At 68.2% G+C, this 16,313-nt stretch carries 11 protein-coding genes and 3 pseudogenes; 1 reads left to right on the top strand and 13 read right to left on the bottom strand.

Features of this window, described 5'->3' with window-relative positions:
• Positions 1 to 118: 118 nt before the first annotated feature.
• Genes ABTZ94_RS03255 through ABTZ94_RS03240 form a run of 4 tightly spaced genes read right to left on the bottom strand, consistent with a single transcriptional unit; the run spans position 119 to position 5,240 of the window.
• On the bottom strand, positions 119 to 1,063 hold the full coding sequence (locus ABTZ94_RS03255) for a S66 peptidase family protein (protein ID WP_351196956.1): 945 nt from the start codon (positions 1,061 to 1,063) through the stop codon (positions 119 to 121).
• Positions 1,060 to 3,048, bottom strand: coding sequence for a prolyl oligopeptidase family serine peptidase (locus tag ABTZ94_RS03250; RefSeq protein ID WP_351196954.1), 1,989 nt, complete (start codon positions 3,046 to 3,048; stop codon positions 1,060 to 1,062). Before ABTZ94_RS03250 ends, ABTZ94_RS03255 begins: the two co-directional genes overlap by 4 nt.
• Before the next feature lie 22 nt (positions 3,049 to 3,070).
• Positions 3,071 to 4,414: a M20/M25/M40 family metallo-hydrolase gene (locus ABTZ94_RS03245; RefSeq protein ID WP_351196952.1), complete on the bottom strand. Its 1,344-nt coding sequence runs from the start codon at positions 4,412 to 4,414 to the stop codon at positions 3,071 to 3,073.
• Positions 4,407 to 5,240: a M55 family metallopeptidase gene (locus ABTZ94_RS03240; protein ID WP_351196950.1), complete on the bottom strand. Its 834-nt coding sequence runs from the start codon at positions 5,238 to 5,240 to the stop codon at positions 4,407 to 4,409. Before ABTZ94_RS03240 ends, ABTZ94_RS03245 begins: the two co-directional genes overlap by 8 nt.
• A gap of 387 nt (positions 5,241 to 5,627) precedes the next feature.
• On the opposite strand from ABTZ94_RS03240, the pseudogene ABTZ94_RS03235 reads away from it, so the two are divergent.
• A pseudogene (locus ABTZ94_RS03235) lies at positions 5,628 to 6,166 on the top strand (transposase); the annotation flags it as partial.
• A gap of 105 nt (positions 6,167 to 6,271) precedes the next feature.
• Here ABTZ94_RS03235 and ABTZ94_RS03230 read toward each other — a convergent pair.
• The 9 genes and pseudogenes from ABTZ94_RS03230 to ABTZ94_RS03190 form a co-directional block, all read right to left on the bottom strand.
• Positions 6,272 to 6,668, bottom strand: a pseudogene (locus tag ABTZ94_RS03230) (hypothetical protein); the annotation flags it as partial.
• A gap of 159 nt (positions 6,669 to 6,827) precedes the next feature.
• Positions 6,828 to 7,316: a hypothetical protein gene (locus tag ABTZ94_RS03225; RefSeq protein WP_351196948.1), complete on the bottom strand. Its 489-nt coding sequence runs from the start codon at positions 7,314 to 7,316 to the stop codon at positions 6,828 to 6,830.
• A 1,019-nt stretch (positions 7,317 to 8,335) separates the two neighbouring features.
• Positions 8,336 to 10,252, bottom strand: a complete 1,917-nt coding sequence (locus ABTZ94_RS03220; protein ID WP_351196946.1) for a D-alanyl-D-alanine carboxypeptidase family protein — start codon at positions 10,250 to 10,252, stop codon at positions 8,336 to 8,338.
• 220 nt (positions 10,253 to 10,472) lie between these two features.
• A pseudogene (locus ABTZ94_RS03215) lies at positions 10,473 to 10,768 on the bottom strand (IS630 family transposase); the annotation flags it as partial.
• Positions 10,714 to 10,980 (bottom strand): helix-turn-helix domain-containing protein, encoded by a 267-nt coding sequence (locus tag ABTZ94_RS03210; RefSeq protein ID WP_351196944.1) that lies wholly within the window; start codon positions 10,978 to 10,980, stop codon positions 10,714 to 10,716. The gene ABTZ94_RS03210 and the pseudogene ABTZ94_RS03215, both read right to left, overlap by 55 nt.
• A gap of 52 nt (positions 10,981 to 11,032) precedes the next feature.
• Positions 11,033 to 12,556 (bottom strand): L-piperidine-6-carboxylate dehydrogenase, encoded by a 1,524-nt coding sequence (amaB, locus tag ABTZ94_RS03205; protein ID WP_351196942.1) that lies wholly within the window; start codon positions 12,554 to 12,556, stop codon positions 11,033 to 11,035.
• Between the two features lie 82 nt (positions 12,557 to 12,638).
• Positions 12,639 to 13,574 carry a 2OG-Fe(II) oxygenase family protein gene (locus tag ABTZ94_RS03200; protein ID WP_351196940.1) on the bottom strand — a complete coding sequence of 312 codons (936 nt, stop codon included), beginning with the start codon at positions 13,572 to 13,574 and terminating at the stop codon, positions 12,639 to 12,641.
• 332 nt (positions 13,575 to 13,906) lie between these two features.
• The gene (gene bla / locus ABTZ94_RS03195; RefSeq protein WP_502967166.1) at positions 13,907 to 14,848 is read right to left on the bottom strand and encodes a class A beta-lactamase; all 942 of its coding nucleotides are present in this window, start codon (positions 14,846 to 14,848) and stop codon (positions 13,907 to 13,909) included.
• 414 nt (positions 14,849 to 15,262) lie between these two features.
• Positions 15,263 to 16,252: a 2OG-Fe(II) oxygenase family protein gene (locus ABTZ94_RS03190; protein ID WP_351196936.1), complete on the bottom strand. Its 990-nt coding sequence runs from the start codon at positions 16,250 to 16,252 to the stop codon at positions 15,263 to 15,265.
• Positions 16,253 to 16,313: the final 61 nt, after the last annotated feature.

The following is a 16,313-nucleotide window of genomic DNA, read 5'->3' as shown; positions in this document are numbered from 1 at the left end:
GCACTGTCGCTCGCCGCGATCACGAATTCGAGCCTGTGACACTCGCGTCATAGCGATGTCAACGCTTGGGGCGGGTGCTTGCTGAAGGATGCTCGACTTCTCCGCATTTCAGGGCCGTTCAGACCAGTGCGGGCACCTCGACGGTGAGCGTGGCGGGGCCGCCGCCGGCCGGCGCGTCCAGCACGGCGGGCACGCCGAGCGGAATCGTGAGCGCCGTCGGTCCGTGCCCGAAGCCCAGCTCCTCGATGACGGGTACGCCCAGTGGGCCGAGCCGGTCGGCGAGGACCGCCCGCACGTTCTCGTACGGGCCGCAGCCCGCCCAGGAACCGCAGGCCACCCCGGCTGTCCCGTCGAGTGCCCCGGCCCTCAGCAGTTGGGTGAGGATGCGGTCGATGTTGTACGGGTCCTCGGTGGTGTCCTCGATCACCAGAAGCCCGCCCCGGGCGGAAGTCCGGGCGTACGGGGTGCCGATGTCGGCGGCGAGCAGGCTCACGCAGCCGCCGTAGGTGATACCGCGGGCCCTGCCGGGCACCAGCACCCGCGCCGTGGGCAGGCCGAGGGTCCGTACCGACTCGGGCTCGAACAGAGTGGCCCGCAGGGACTCCTGGGTGTCCGGGTCCTTGAGGAAGGTCTCGGTGCCTGCCATCGGGCCGTGCAGGGTGGCGAGCCCCATCCGCTGGGCGAACGCCTCGTGGAGCACGGTGATGTCGCTGTAGCCGATGAACACCTTGGGCCCGGCCGCGCGCATCGCCGCCCAGTCGACCAGGTCGACCATGCGGTGCACGCCGTACCCGCCGCGGGCGCAGATCACCGCGTCGACGGACGGATCGCACCAGGCCTCCTGGAGGTCCCGGGCCCGCGCCTCGTCCGTGCCGGCGAGGTAGTCCAACTCCGGGTGCACGTCGCGGACATGGGGTGCTTCTACGGGTTCGAGGCCCCAGCCACGCAGAATGTCGAGTCCCGCCTCCAGGCGGTCGGCGGGCACCGGCCCGCTCGGTGACACAACGGCGATCCTGGCACCCTGACGCAGTCGGGCGGGGCGAGTCAGGGGTACGAGGGTCACTTCTTCAGCTCCAGTCGCGGTACGTCGGGACATTCGATGCCGAACGTCTGGCTGTACAGGGAGAGTTCGGCCTCCAGGGCGCAAATCATGGTGTCGGCGCGCCGGAATCCGTGCCCCTCCCCCTCGAAGGTGAGATACGCGTGCGGAATGCCGCGCCCCGCGACCTCGGCCAGGAACCGCTCGCACTGGACGGGCGGGCAGATCGGATCGTCCAGCCCCTGGAGCAGGAGGAAGGGGGTGGTCAGATGGTCGGTGCGGGTGACCGGCGAGCGTTCGCGGTAGCGTGCCGGGACTTCGGCCAGCGGGCCCACCAGGGACTCCAGGTACTGCGACTCGAAGTCATGGGTCTCATCCGTGCCCCAGCCGGTCAGATCGAGGATGGGGTAGATGATCGTGCCGCAGGCGTAGACATCGGTGCCGGTCAGCGACGCCGCGGTGGTCCAGCCGCCGGCGCTGCCGCCCCGGATGGCGAGCCGCTGCCGGTCGGCCGTGCCCTCGGCGGCCAGCGCTTCGGCGACGGCCGCGCAGTCCTCGACGTCGACGACGCCCCACTGTTCGCGCAGCCGGTTGCGGTAGCTCCTGCCGTAGCCGGTGGAGCCGCCGTAGTTCACCTCGGCGACGCCGATGCCGCGCGAGGTGAAGTAGGCGATCTCCAGGTCGAGGACGAGTGCGGCATGGCCGGTGGGTCCGCCGTGCGCCCAGACCACATAGGGCGGCAGTTCACCCTCGGGGCCGACCCGGTCGGGGCTCCGCGGCGGGTAGATGTGGGCGTGGATCTCCCGGCCGTCGGGCCCGGTGAAGGTGCGGTCCGCGGGCTGCGGGTAGTAGGCGGGGTCGACGGCGTCCTCGTGCGGTGTGCCGATGATCCGGGTGCGGCCGGTCGCGGTGTCCAGCTCGACGACCTCGTAGGCGCTGTACGGGCTCGCGGCGACGCCGATGATCCGGCTGCCGTGCACGGCGAGCGACTCGGCCCATTGCGTCCAGGGCCCGGCGACATCGACGAATTCACCGGTCTCCGGGTCGAGGATGCCGAGCGTGGTGGTGCCCCGGCCGTGGACGGTGGCGATCAGGCCGTTCTCCAGCGGCCGGAACCAGCTGAGGCCGATCTTCCAGAGCGGCCCGGCGAACTCCTGTTCCTGGGGGCAGAGCGCGACCGTGCCCCGGTGCGGGTCGGCGCGGTACAGGTTCCACCACCCGCTGCGGTCACTGACGAAGAGGAGTTGTCCGTCGGCACCCCATTCGATCTGCGGTACCGATTCCTCGGGGCCGCCGCCGAAGCAGCGAGTGTGGTGGAACGTACCGTCGTCGGCGACGTCCGCGAGCATCACCTCGGTGCCGTCCCACGGCATCCGTGGATGGTCCCAGGCGATCCAGGCCGCCTGTCGCCCGTCGGGGGAGAGCTTCGGTCCGGTGACGAAGCGGCGACTGTCGTCGGTGAGTTCACGTACCGCCGAGCGGTCGTCGGCCGCCGAGCCGTCCAGCGGTACGGCAGCGATCAACCGGCGCAGTTCGGTGGGCGCCTCGCCGGTGAACTCCTCCAGGACGCACCACACTTCGCCCCGCTCGCCCCGGCCGAGGTGGAGCTGCGGGTCGACCCAGCGCAGCCCGCCGCCGACGGCCGAGACAGGGGTGAGCGGCCAGGGTTCGCCGGGCCCGTCGGGGGCGTATGCGTACAGCCTCTGGTCGGCGAAGTCGACGAAGACGATCAGCGGGCCGCCCTCGGCGCGTTCGACCCCGGCCCAGGGCTGTCCGCCGTACTCGATGACGCGGCTCCGTACGTTCCACGGAGCGGGCAGGACACAGGTGCTGGTCCCGTCCGCCCGGCGCCGGATCAGGGCGCGGCGCCCGGCCTCGGCGGGGCGCGGCTCCGTCCACCACACCTCGCCGCCGACCACGCCGACGTACTCCGGATGGCCGTCGCCGGAGGCGGCCAGCCGTGCGTCGATCGGTGACGGCCACGTTCCGTAGGCCCCTGTGGACATCATGATCAATTCCCCCCGTACCGGGTCATGCCGTGCGCAGATAGTGATCGAGGACGCGGACGCCGAAGTGCAGTGCCTCGACGGGAACGCGTTCGTCGACGCCGTGGAACAGCGCCTGGTAGTCGAAGCCGACGGGTAGCTTCAGCGGTGAGAAGCCGTAGCCGGTGATGCCGAGCCGGGAGAACTGCTTGGCGTCCGTGCCGCCCGACATGCAGTAAGGCACGACGTGGCCCTGCGGGTCGAAGCGTTCGACGGCGGCGCGCAGCTTCGCGAAGGTCGGCGAGTCGACCGGGGCCTGCAGCGGGACCTCGCGGTGGTGGAACTCCCAGTCGACATCGGGTCCGGTCAGCCGGTCCAGGGTGGCGTGGAACTCGTCCTCGCCGCCGGGCACCATCCGGCCGTCGATGAAGGCGGTGGCGTGGCCCGGGATCACATTGACCTTGTACCCGGCATCCAGCATGGTCGGGTTGGAGCTGTTGCGAACGGTCGGCTCGACCAGGTTGGCGGCCGGTCCGAGCTTGCTGAGCAACTCGTCCACGTCGAAGCCGGGGGCGTCGAGGTCGGGGCGGATGCCGTGCAGTGCGGCGATCTCGGTGAGCGCGGCCCGCACGGTCGGAGTGAGCCGGACCGGCCATTGGTGCTCGCCGATCCTGGCGACGGCCGCGGCGAGTGCGCTGACCGCGTTTGCCTTGTTGACCTTGGAACCGTGTCCCGCCTTGCCGTGCGCGGTGAGTTTCAGCCAGGCGGTACCGCGTTCACCGGCGGCGATCGGGTAGAGCGGCATGTCCTGTCCGGCGTGGAAGGTGAAGGCTCCGGATTCGCTGATGCCCTCCGTACACCCTTCGAAGAGTTCGGCGTGCTGGTCGGCGAGGAAGCCGGAACCGTCTTCGGCGCTGGCCTCCTCGTCGGCGGTGTACGCGATCACGATGTCGCGGCGGGGCCGGACACCTGTTCGCGCCCAGGCCCGGACGACGGCCAGGACCATCGCGTCCATGTTCTTCATGTCGATGGCGCCGCGCCCCCAGACGACACCGTCGCGGACCTCCCCGGAGAAGGGGTGCACGGTCCAGTCGCCGGCCTCGGCCGGGACGACGTCGAGATGGCCGTGCACGAGCAGGGCGTCGGCGGACGGGTCGGTGCCCGCGATCCGGGCCACCACATTGGTGCGCCCCGGGGTGCGTTCCAGAAGGGTGGGTTCCAGTCCGGCGGCGGCCAGCCGCTCGGCGACGTACTCGGCGGCCGGGCGTTCCCGGCAGTCGCCGCCGCCGCGGTTGGTGGTGTCGATCCGGATCAGTTCGGAGGTGAACGTCACCGATTCGTCGAGCGCCCGCTCGTCGACGCTCTCCTGGGGGGCGGCCGCCTCAGCCATACTGTTCCTCCACGGCGGACGACACGATCGTCGTCACCGCCTTGAACGTACGGATACCTTCGTACATCGTCGCGCTGGTGTAGGCGACGCGCCGTTCGCCGCTGGGCGCCACGCCGGGGACCACGGTGGCCGCCGTGGCCAGGTGCTCGGCGTCGAACTCCAGCTCGACGGTGAAGGGGCCGCCCTCCACCGGGCTGTGCCGCACGGCGAGCGCGGTCGCCTCCTTGGCCGCCGCACGAATGTCCGCGGCGGTACGGGTCGGGGTGCGGCACACCGCCGCGTACCGCGACACATAGTCCTTCACGGCGACCTTGCAGGCCTCCGGGGCGTACCCGTCCGCGTCCACGCAAGTCAGGTCGTCGCCGGTGACGAGAACGACGGGAACGCCGTACTCGGCCACGACATGCGCGTTGAGGAGCCCCTCGCTGGCCCGGGCACCGTTGAGCCAGACCCCGGTGATGGAGTTCGCCAGATAGGTGTGGGCGAGGACCCCCTCCGTACCGGCGCCCGTGTGGTAACCGACGAAGGCGATGGCATCGACGTCGCCGTGCTGGATGCCCTCCACCATGGACAGGGACTTGTGCCTACCGGTGAGCATCTGGACCCGGTCGTCGAGCTGCTCCAACAGGAGGTTTCGCATGGACCAGTGGGCCTCGTTGATGAGCACCTCGTCGGCGCCGCCGTCGTAGAAGCCGAGCGCCGCCGCGTTCACATCGGAGGTGAACATGGAACGGCACCGCTCCCACTGGGGGGTGCCGGGCAGCACATCGGCCGGCCAGGTCACGCCGGTGGCGCCTTCCATGTCCGCGCTGATCAGGATCTTCATGTTGAGTCCGTCTTCTTACAGGTCAGGGGCTATCTGGGCTGGTTGTGACACCAGTTGCCGACATCAGTTCCTGAAGGGCATCAGGCAGGCACCCAACTCGGCGCCCCCATACAAGCATCTTTACAGGCCAACCGTCCCCCCCCTCATCCGTCACCGGGGCCGAAACACCCCCTATCTCACGAGTCGGCATCGCTCACATCAGCCGCACGTAGTGCCCCTGCTCTGTCAAGGGCCTCGCGCTGCGCCTGTAGCGCGGCGTGGGTGTAGACCGACATCGTTGTGTCGAAGTGACTGTGTCTCAGGACGGCCTGGGTCTCATGAGGCTTGGCACCGGTGTCAGTCAGCGGATTTGACGCACCGTGACGAGGGTCGTGAAGCCTGAGAGTCCTGCTTGACTGCGAGGAAAGAAGCACTTCCCGGGCGAAGAAGCCCAGCGGGTCCTACCCGCGTGTCCGGGTTGAGGGCAGCGGTCGTTCGGTGGTCTCCCGGGCCGCGGCCGTGCTGCTCGTGGAGACCATCCGCAAGACCGGTCCGGTCAGACCATTTCGGCGGCGCTCGAGCCGTGGCATAAAGCCCATGCAGCGCATGACCCGGGAAGCACCCTGCTGAATGTGGCGCTCGCGGTTGCCCTGGGTGGGGGCTGCCTGGCCGACATCGGCCTGCTGCGGGCCGAACCGTCCTTGTTCGGGCCCGTGGCCTCCGACCCGACCGTCTCCCGGCTGATCGACACCCTCGCCGCAGGTGCCCAGCGCACCCTGACAGCAATCCGCACCGCCCGCGCCGAAGTATGTGAACACGCCCGGAGGTTGGCCGGTGATGCGTCACCGGACACCGACAGCTGTGTGACCGCGGACCTGGACGGAGTGCTGGTGATCGCGCACTCCGACAAGCAGGCTGCGGCGGCGACCTGGAAGAAGGCCTTCGGCCGTGGTCTCGACCTGATGACCAGAACGACAAGAGCCGTGTAACGGCGGACTGTTACGCACAGTTCTGTGAGGGCCGAGGGGTGAGATCACCCTCGGCTACTCAGCGAGCCAGGCGAAGGCGCGCTCGACGGCCCAGCGGGGCTTTCCAGGCCGGAGCTGTGCGGGGTGCCGCGACGGGCGGTCTTGGTGTGATCCACGAGCCCGGACAAGGAGCCGGTACTTGTCGAAGTCGTAGCCGCGGTTCGCGAACAGCCGCCGGGGCCGGTGGCGTGGCCGGCCGCGGATGCGGGGAAGGGTGTCCAACAGCGGCATGAGCTGGGTGACGTCGCGGCCGTTTCCGCTGGTCAGGGAGCAGCACGTAGACGATGCCGCGCAGGGCCGCCCGGCCATCAGTCGACAACCGCCCGGGACACCGGTGGAGCCGCGGCGGATGAGACGGCAGCAGCGGGGCCGTACGATCCCACAGACCATCAGGCACGAGATCAGCAGAAACCCGGCAGATCCTGCCGAAACCACACCCAACTGCCAAGCCGGTAAACCGATCTCACTCTGAATCGATCAATTGGCGGCGGAGAGCCTCGCACCCCGGTGATGTGCGTGCTGCGCCCGTCGGAACACCGGCGAGCGCAGCACACACAGTCAGGTCTCCGATCCAGTCATGTCAGGGCTGCAACACCACCAGCGTCCAGGGTTCGAGCCAGATGAAGTTGCCGTCATTGGTGATGCCGTGCGTCTCGAAGACCTGACCGGTGGTGGTCAACACCTTCACGTACGAGTCGTTCCCGTGGTCCACGAGGGAAATGGAGCAGGCGTTGGCGGGGTAGTTCGCGTTGTGCGACAGGTTTACCCACGAATAGTTCCCTTGCGGGGGAACAGGGTTGGTAGTCCGACGCCCGACGAACGCGTTGCCATTGGTGAGAACGGCGCTGAACTCCTCGTGGTTGTTCGGGTCGAGGGAGTCGATGTCGGCACACGGACCAGTGGGACCAGTGGGGCCGGTGGGACCAGTGGCGCCCGTGTTACCCGTAGAGCCGGTCGGGCCGGTGGGACCGGTGGCGCCCGTGTTACCCGTAGAGCCAGTGGGGCCGGTGGCGCCCGTCGCGCCAGTATCGCCCTCGGCCCCGTCGGCCCGGTGGGGCCGACCTTGCACTTGTCGCCGCCGCCGCCCGCACGCGACGTCTGCGCCTCGTCCGTGAGCGACCTTTGGTGCTTCTTGGTCTTCCTGGGCTTCTCGGGCTTGCATTTGTCGCCGCCCGAGGGACTTACAACGCTGCTGTCGGCAACCGTCCGCACCTGCTGCGCCATGGCCACCGCGGGGCTGGCGAACCCCGTGATGATGAGGGCGATTGATGCGATCGTGCCGCCGGCCACGCTCCCCGCCGGGGAATCGGACCGTGAGAGGACCGGTTCCTGTGGTCAGGACTCATTCAACGCTCCTTCTAGAACTGGATCGAGTGAAGCGACAACAAAGCGCGTCCACGCTTCGCTGCTTCTTCGGATCGCAGCCAGTACTTCTTGAGGGCTGAACGGTCCTATTTAACGCTTTGGCCTAGCGGCAGTCCCCCGACAGATGGCGACGCCGCATCAGATCCGGGGACATGCCCAGCGTGGCGCCGCCGCTCCCGCCCTGCCGCATGCTGTGGCGTGATCTCTCGCCTGATCGAGTGCACATCCGCTGCGTGGCGCTACTACGGGTCAGTTCAACTACATGCAGGTAGCGTGCTCCAGGTAATCCTCGTGACCCATCCTTTGATTCCGGCTCGCAGGCCGCTGCGGGTGGCGTTCACTGCGCGGCATCAGCCGCGATCCGGACCTCGACTACTACGAGCCGTCGGTGGGGTCGTTCTCCAACCGGCACCAGCCGGCTTCGAGCTCATAGTCGTGCCCGGAGCAGGACTTGGACCTCCCTCCAGCTGGCAAGGGTGAAGCACTCGGCGAGCGCCGAGGGGGTTTCGTCAGGCGTGGAGGGTGCGGTACACGTTGTTGCCGGCGTCGGTCCACGCGGGGGCGAACTCGTGATCGTCGTCGGAGCTGTCCACGGCCGGAGTGTGGAGCACCGAGTCTGTCCCGACATCACGGGGTGCCGGGAATCCGACGGTCGGCGCGTTGGCAGGTGCCGCACTGAAGTGGTCCGGGGCCCGGTTTCATGGGCCCCGGGACGGCAGGGGATCAGCCGAGGCGGGTGAGTTTGGCGGTGAGGGGCGGCTCCGTGAGGTCGGTTTGGAGGGCGACCGGGACTCGTTGGGCTTCGGTGCCGGTGCCCAGAGTCAGATTGCCGATGGCCGTGCCGGCTTTGGCTGTGTGGGGGATGGATGTGCCGACGGCGTTGAAGGTGATGGTCAGCTTCTGGCCGGGGACGCCGATGGCTTTGAGGTCCTTGGTGGCCACGACCGGTGTGCGGCCGCCGAGGCCGTCGGCAATGTGACCCACGACTTGCCCCTTCTTCACGGCGGTGGCGGAGGTGAGGGCCTTGCGTACGGCTTCGATGACCTTCTTGCTGTTGTTCTGGACCAGGACGAGGCTGTTGGCGCCGTTGGGGTCCGGGCCGGTGACGTGCTGATCCATCATCGTGCCGAGGATGAGCAGGTCCTTGCCGTCCACGGTTTTGTAGGCCGCCCAGGACAGGGTGCCTCCGGCCGGGGTGTTGGAGCCGGTTTTGATGCCGCGGATGCTCAGTCCGGCCAAGATGAGGCGGTCGTTGTTGTTGTAGATGCGTCCGAGGCCGGGGATGTCGGCGTTGGGCATGGCGACGATCTGGCGGAAGGCGTCGAACTTCATGACCTCCTCGGCCAGTTTGAGCTGGTCGACGGCGGTGCTGACGGTCTTCTTGTCCAGGCCGCTGGGGTCGGTGTACGTCGTGTTCTTCATGCCCAGGGCCTTGGCCGCGCCGTTCATCTTCTCGACGAACGCCGTCTCATCCTGGGACTTGGTGTCCCAACGTGCCAACAGCCGACCGATGTTGTTGCCCGACGGGATCATCAGCATTTTCAGCATGTCCTGCTGGCTGAACGTCTGGCCCACCTCGAGTCCCTCGACGCGGGATTCGTCCTCGGACTTGCCCTCTTCCACCGCCTGGGTGTCGACCTTGATCTCGGGGCCCTTCTCGTCCTTCTTGAGTGGGTGCTCGCGGAGGATCACGTACGCCGTCATGATCTTGGCGATGCTCGCCGTCGGGACGGGGTTTTCCTCTCCGAACGTTCCGATGGGGCCCGAGCCCACGACCTTCACGGCCGCCTGTCCCTTCTTGGGCCACGGGATGGAGAGCCTGCCGCCGTCGACGGTGAAGGAAGAGGTGGATTCGCCGAGGGCAAGGGTTGGGTCGGGAAGGGGGCGAAGTATCTGTACGGTCAGGAAAACGAGCCCGAGGAGCACCGCGAGCGGCGTCCAGATCTTGAACTTGCGCGCGAGGGTGCGGGCCAGGGACGGGGGCGGCGGCGGGGTGTTGGTCAGCTGCGCAAGCAGGTTGAGCGGGGGCGGCGTGTCCTCGTCGACGACCGGGGCATCGGCCTTCGCAGGAGGCGTGGCAGCGTCGCTGCCGGGGCGGTTGTCCGTTGCCGGTTTGGGCGGTTCGGGCTCGGGCGGTGCGACCGGCCGTGGTTCGGTCGGCTGTCGGTTGGTCGTGCGTGCTTCGGTCGTCCGTGAGTCGGCCTTGGGCGTCGAGGCCTGGGGCTTCGCGGTGATGTCCGGCGCCGCGAGTTCACGGGTGGCGTCGTCGCCTTCCCGGGCGGCCGGCGTCTCAGCGACGGTCGGTGCCTCAACGACGGCCCGCGTCTCAACGACAGCCGGCGCCTCAACGACAGCCGGCGCCTCAACGACGGCCGGTGCCTCGATCACCTGGGTGACGTCCGGTGGTGCCATGTCGGTGGAGGGCTCGTCATCCGTTGTCGGGTTCTGCGCCTTTGCTGCGCCGTCGTCTGCCGCGTCCGGCTCCTTTAATCCTGTTGCCGCCGTCGGCTCTGGAGTCGCGTCGCGGTCGGCCGCTTTGTCCGCCGGCTGCTCTTCCGACGATTCGGTGGGCGTCTCTCGCGACGGGTTCTTCTGATCGGGTGCGTCGGGGGATTCGCCCGCCATTTCTCTTTCCTTCATGCGCCGCAACGCTACTTCATCCCGGGCCTGACCTCGTCTCGCGTCCTGCCGCCGGGAGTTGTAGCTTTCTCGCCGGACAATCCAAGGATTTCGGCGAGTTGGTGTGTCCAGAAGTAGTCGGCGTCGGCAAACCAGACCACCGAGCAGTGCTGTCAGATTACCCGTGGCGATGCCGGGGCGGGGTCGGCGTATGTCCCAACCCCGTCACGGTTCCGTCCGGTTACTGATCGGTGATATCGCTGGTCGCTCGGTTGGGTCTGATGGTCGGGCCGGTCCCGGCGAGGCAGCCGTCTATGGGGTCGCTGCGGTACTGGATGTGCCGTAAGCCGCGTCGGATGCGCTGGATGAGGTGCTCAGGGGCGGTAAAGACGACGCTGGAGAGCCACCCGCGCCATGGCAGGAACCAGATGCCTTTCGACAGGGGTTGAGGTCGGGTGCGTACGGCGGCGGAGAGTAGATGTTCAGCCAGTCCCGTGAAGCAGCGAACTCCCGGAGACCGGCGGCCTTGTGGACGGACCGCTGGAGCGCAGCGCCCACGGCCCGCCTTCCGCGCACGCCTGCCGCCACCGCTGCACCGACCGGATACTGACCCGCAGATCCTTGGCAATCACTGTGCTCGTCTCACCCCGACCGAACCGCTCGGCCGCCTGCAGCCGTAACTCCTCACGGACTCGGTGCCGTTCAGCGGTGAGCCCGCCACCGTGTGGATACCGCAATGGCTCGGTCATACCGCAGGGCCCAGGAGCCGCCGGCCCCTACGGCCCCACGAGTTCAATCTCATTAGTCGGCGAAGTTCACGCCCTGGGCCAGCGCCACCCGGCCCGAGTAGTTCACCGTGTTGGTCGCGCGGCGCATGTAGGCCCGCCAGGCGTCCGAGCCGGATTCGCGGCCGCCGCCGGTCTCCTTCTCGCCACCGAACGCGCCGCCGATCTCGGCGCCGGAGGTGCCGATGTTCACGTTGACGATGCCGCAGTCGGCCCCGTCGGACGCCAGGAACCGTTCGGCCTCGCTCTGGTCGCTGGTGAAGATCCCGGACGACAGCCCCTGGGGTACGTCGTTGTGCAGCCGGATCGCCTCGTCGAGGTCTCGGTAGGTGAGGACGTACAGGATCGGGGCGAACGTCTCCTCACGTACGACGGCGGTCTGCGCGGGCATCCGGACGATGGCGGGCCGTACGTAGTAGGCGTCCGGGGCTGCCTGGACGAGCTGCCGTTCGCCGCCGGTGCACAGGGTGCCGCCCTCCTCGGTCGCACGGTCGAGGGCTTGGCGCATCCTGGTGTACGAGGCTTCGTTCACGAGCGGGCCCACGAGCGTGGCGTCCTGGAACGGGTCACCGATCGGGAGCCGGCCGTACGCGGTGATGAGCCGCTCGACCACGGTGTCGGCGACGTCGGCGTGCACGATCAGCCGGCGCAGGGTGGTGCACCGCTGGCCGGCCGTGCCCGCGGCGGCGAAGACGGCGGCGTTCACGGTGGGACCGAGGTCCGCCGACGGGGTCACCACGGCGGCGTTGTTCCCGCCGAGCTCCAGGATGCTGCGGCCGAACCGGGCGGCGACGCGGGGACCGACCGCGCGGCCCATCCGGGTGGAGCCGGTCGCGCTGACCAGCGGGACCAGCGGGGAGTCCACGAGCCGCTCGCCGGTGTCCGCCGCACCGAGCACGACCTGGTTGAGGTGGGCGGGGGCTCCGGTCTCGGCGATGGCGCGGTCCAGCAGGGCGGTGCAGGCCAGCGCGGTCAGCAAGGTGAGCTCGGACGGCTTCCAGACCACGGTGTCACCACAGACCAGGGCCACTGCCGTATTCCAGGCCCAGACGGCGACCGGGAAGTTGAAGGCGCTGATCACGCCGACCACGCCCAGGGGATGCCAGTTCTCCATCAGCCGGTGCCCGGGCCGTTCGGAGGGCATGGTGCGGCCGTAGAGCTGACGTGACAGGCCCACCGCGAAGTCGCAGATGTCGATCATCTCCTGCACTTCGCCGAGCGCCTCGGAGCGGATCTTTCCGGCTTCGACCGTCACCAGGTCGGCGAGGTGTTCCTTGTGCTCGGTGAGCAGCTCGCCGAACCGCTTGACGAGGGCGCCCCGCACCGGAGCCGGGGTCGTCCGCCAGTCGTGGAAGGCGGCATGAGCGGCTTCGACGGCCCGGTCCACGTCCGTCACGCCGTCGGCACGCAGGCCCAGCAGGTGGCCGCCGGTGACCGGCGTACGGGCGATCAGGGCGTCACCCTTGAAGGCGGCGATGTCGACCCCGCAGCGCGCCAGGGCGGTCTGCGCCCTGGCGCGGATGTCGTCGGTACTGCTCACTGCTGCAACCACTGGAGACTCCGTACAGTGTCGGCGGCCTAGGACGGCCGGAACGATGGAAGACCCGCCCCTCGGCGTCGTGCTACGCCTTTTCCTTGTTCCGCAGGTCGACGTAGTTGCCTTCGATCCAGTCCTTGAACGTCGCGGTCTCGCCGGCGAGGCTCACGTCGAATCCGCTCTCCTTGGCCAGCGGTACCGAGAAGCTGAAGTCGGAGTTGGGGCGCAGGAAGAAGACGCTGGAGGTGCGGCCGCTGCCGACGATCTTGTCGCGGGGAGGGGCGGCGACATGATGCCTCGGCGCCTTGACCTGGCCGCCGGTGACGAGGGTGGCGACGGCTCCGCAGAAGACGAGGACCGCGTCCGTCTTGGCCGGCAGGTCCACGAAGGTGTCGCCGACCTCGCACTGGAGGCTGACGAAGCCGTTCGGGCACGGTGTCTGCTGGATCAGTGTCACCATCGACAGGTCGTAGTGCGGTGCCATCCGCAGCGGTTCTTCCTCGGAGCTGCGGTTCTCGGGCACCTCGGGGAAGTGCCGGAACCGCAGCAGCGGTTCGCAGTTCACGAACGACTCGGTGCCGCCTTCGGGTTCGGTCCCGGTCGCCTTCAGGACCTGGCGCGCCACCTCACGGGAGGCGTCGTACATGCGGTCGAAGTACTGCGTCCAGATCCGCTCGAAGTCGGCCGTGGGGAATATGTTGTCCGAGGTCCCCATCGAATAGCACATCGAGTAGTCGGTGTACGAGCCGGCGTTGGTAATCTTGGCGGTGCTCTCCGACTCCAAGCCCGTGAAGCCGCGCCGCATGGTGGGTACCGGAGAAGTGACGGAACGTTTCTGCTCCGCGGTGCCGTGCTCGAAGAAATCAATGGCGACATCCTTGGCCGACTTCTGGTCGGCCTCCGACAAGCTGCTGTCCGTCAGGTAGAAGACGCCCTTTTCCGCCAGGCAGCGGCGGAACTCGTCCTGGTGGCGCCCCTCCTGGAGATCGGCCAGGCTGAACGTCGGCACCGTCGTATCCATCGACACTGTTCGCTCCTCTCGTAACCGGGTGGTCGATCCCGCTCCGGTCGCCTTCGGCCACGGGCGCCTCTACCGGACTGCGGGCGTGCCGTCGGCCGGGGAGGCGCAGGCACGTGTGGCCGAGGCCGGGAAGCCGGCCTCCCCCGGTCGGCACCGGCCGTGCCGCATTCCCGCGCATTCAGGAAGAAAAAAGGGGCCTGTCGGCATTCGGTCGACGCAAAGCACACTAGCAGCAGAACGGCTTTCCTGCCGTTGCCGCAAAGGTGCGGAGAGAACTACGAGAGAGCTGGAAGAGAATCCCAGGAGCGGTGCATTCCGGAGAGCTGGGAATTTCAGATGGTGGCCACTACATATGCGGCCGCCTCGGCAATGAGGTCCTCATCCCATTTCGCGTCCTTGGCGGCTTTGCTCGACATGATCGCGATGGCGAGGGGGGCCGCCGACTTCGGGGGCCATGCGACCGCCATGTCGTTGAGCGTTCCGTAGTCACCGGTGCCCGTCTTGTTGGCCACGGTCCATCCCCGCGGGACACCGGCGCGGATGCGGTGGTCGCCGGTGGCGCTGCGCGTCAGGAGGCCACGGAGGAAGGCTCGCTTGTCGGGCGGCAGGGCGTTCCCCAGGATGATCTTGCGGTAGTCGCCGCCGAACGCCCGGGGAGAAGTCGTGTCGCGGAGGTCTCCGGGGACGGCCTGGGTGATCGCCGGCTCGCTCCGGTCCATCCTGGTGACCGTGTCGCCGAGGCTGCGCGCGTACGCCGTCAGCCGTGCCGGTCCGCCGAGATCGCGGAGCAGGAGGTTGCCGGCCGTGCCGTCGCTGTAGCGGACCGCGGCGTCGCACAACTGGCGGATCGTCATCCCCGTGGCCACGTGCTGCCCCGTGATGGGCGAGTGCTTCATCAGGTCGGCCTCGGTGTACCTGACGACCGTGTCCAGATGTGACAGCGGGTTGTGAGCGAGGACGCCTGCCGCCGCCAGTCCCTTGAACGTGGAGCAGAACGCGAACCGGTCATCGGCACGGTGGACGATCGTGGAACCGGTGCCGGTGGCGAGGGCGAAGACTCCGAGCCGTGCGCCGAATTTCCGCTCCAGTTCGACAAGGCGCTCGTGGCGCTGATTCTTTTCCGCGGCAGCGGTCGGAGAGGAAGAGGGCTTGTTCACCGTGGCGGCGACGGGAGAAGCCGTGGGTGTCTTTTTCATCGAACACCCGGCCAGCGACAAAAGGGCGGCTGCCCCCAGGAAAGCACGGCGACTGGTGGGCGATTGCGATAATGCCATTATCTTCCCTTCGCGGGCGACTTGCGGGAAAGCAAGCCCGGGGTTCGCCACGGTATCGCACCAGGTGCGGACTGCCCCTGGTCCCACCGTCCGCGCCGCCGGGGTCACCAGGCCGGCGGCGCCGCCCTGGCCTCCTCCTCCGCTGCGGCCGGCACCCGGAACGGAAGAGGCCCACGGGCGCGCCGGATTCACACGAACGGTTTACGGCACGAAAAGAGCGGGCCCCGTTCCCGACGGGGCCCGCTCTTCGTTCACTGTGGTCGTATTACGCCGCCCGGCGGGCGAAGGCCCGTGCCTGTGCCCGGCGCTGCGGGGCGACCGCGTCGGTCGCGCCGGCGCCTCCTCGGTTTCCCAGCGGCCCGCGAAGAAACCGTCGAACCGGCGCAGACCGCCCCCGCCGTTGGGGAATCGGCCTCAGGTCTGGCCGTTCTTGGCGATCAGCGCGTGGAAACCGTGCTGGAGGTAGTCGCCGTACGGGATCGTCGGGTTCAGCTCCTTGTCACCGATGCCTTCGGGGGCGAACGGCTCCTTCACACTGTTGTGGCCGGCGTGGAGGAAGAACGGCAGGGACAGGCGCTCCGCGTTGACGAACTTCACCCGGTGGTTCGGCGCCGGGAAGTAGTCGTTCGTGAGGTACCCCAGGAAGGTGCCGCAGTTGACCAGGAAATTGTCGCCGGACGTCGGCAGGTCCTTCCAGCCGTCGACGGTCTCGACCTGGAGGTTCTGCACCTCGGTCTGGAACAGAACGGTGATCATCGACACGTCCAGATGGTCCTCGAAGCTCAGCTTCATGCCGTCCGGGCCCGTCTTGACCGGCGGGTAGTCCTCCAGGTACGGGTAGCGGATCAGCGATACGGCGGAGAGCGTGTCGGCCTCCGAGAGGGCCGGGTCGAAGAAGTTCTCGGGCTTGCCCAGGGCCAGCGCGAATCCCCGCATCAGCACCCGGGAGAGCCGGAACACCTCCCCGTAGTACTGCTCGCAGAAGGACCGGAAGCGCGGGTGCCTGTCCTCGTCGGGCCAGATGTTCACCTCGTGCAGCGGCGTCCCCGACGTGATCATCGGGTGGTCCTCACTGAACGACGGGTTCAGGTAGCACCAGGACTCGACCGCCTTCTTGCCCTTGGCGGCCATGTAGTAGCCGTTGCGCAGGTGCGGGTTGTTCTTGTTGTACGCGTTGATCGCCAGGCCGAACTTCTCCTGGTCGGTCATCTTACGGTGGAACTCGTTGACCACGTCCTGCAGCAGTTGTACGTCTATGCCGTGGTGGGACGCGTAGAAGAAACCGGACCCGCGGCACGCCTTGTTGATCTCTTGCGCGACCCGCGTCTTCTCGTTCGCGTCATCGCCGAACAGCGGCGAGATGTCGATCGTAGGAACCTCTGCCGACGGCATCAAAATGGGCATCAAGACCTCCATGGACTCTGCACCTGGTGCTGGTGCTGGTGACCGGACACGACGCACAACT

This window comes from Streptomyces sp. NPDC002785, assembly GCF_040295565.1.
In the GTDB taxonomy this organism is placed as follows: Bacteria; Actinomycetota; Actinomycetes; order Streptomycetales; family Streptomycetaceae; genus Streptomyces.
This window is presented reverse-complemented; position numbering and strand designations above follow the sequence as displayed.

Coding starts and splice junctions, on each gene's coding strand:
- ABTZ94_RS03200 (WP_351196940.1), bottom strand. CDS start 13,574: ATGGATACGACGGTGCCGACGTTCAGCCTGGCCGATCTCCAGGAGGGG.
- ABTZ94_RS03190 (WP_351196936.1), bottom strand. CDS start 16,252: ATGCCCATTTTGATGCCGTCGGCAGAGGTTCCTACGATCGACATCTCG.
- ABTZ94_RS03220 (WP_351196946.1), bottom strand. CDS start 10,252: ATGAAGGAAAGAGAAATGGCGGGCGAATCCCCCGACGCACCCGATCAG.
- ABTZ94_RS03245 (WP_351196952.1), bottom strand. CDS start 4,414: ATGGCTGAGGCGGCCGCCCCCCAGGAGAGCGTCGACGAGCGGGCGCTC.
- ABTZ94_RS03250 (WP_351196954.1), bottom strand. CDS start 3,048: ATGATGTCCACAGGGGCCTACGGAACGTGGCCGTCACCGATCGACGCA.
- ABTZ94_RS03240 (WP_351196950.1), bottom strand. CDS start 5,240: ATGAAGATCCTGATCAGCGCGGACATGGAAGGCGCCACCGGCGTGACC.
- bla (WP_502967166.1), bottom strand. CDS start 14,848: ATGGCATTATCGCAATCGCCCACCAGTCGCCGTGCTTTCCTGGGGGCA.
- ABTZ94_RS03210 (WP_351196944.1), bottom strand. CDS start 10,980: ATGACCGAGCCATTGCGGTATCCACACGGTGGCGGGCTCACCGCTGAA.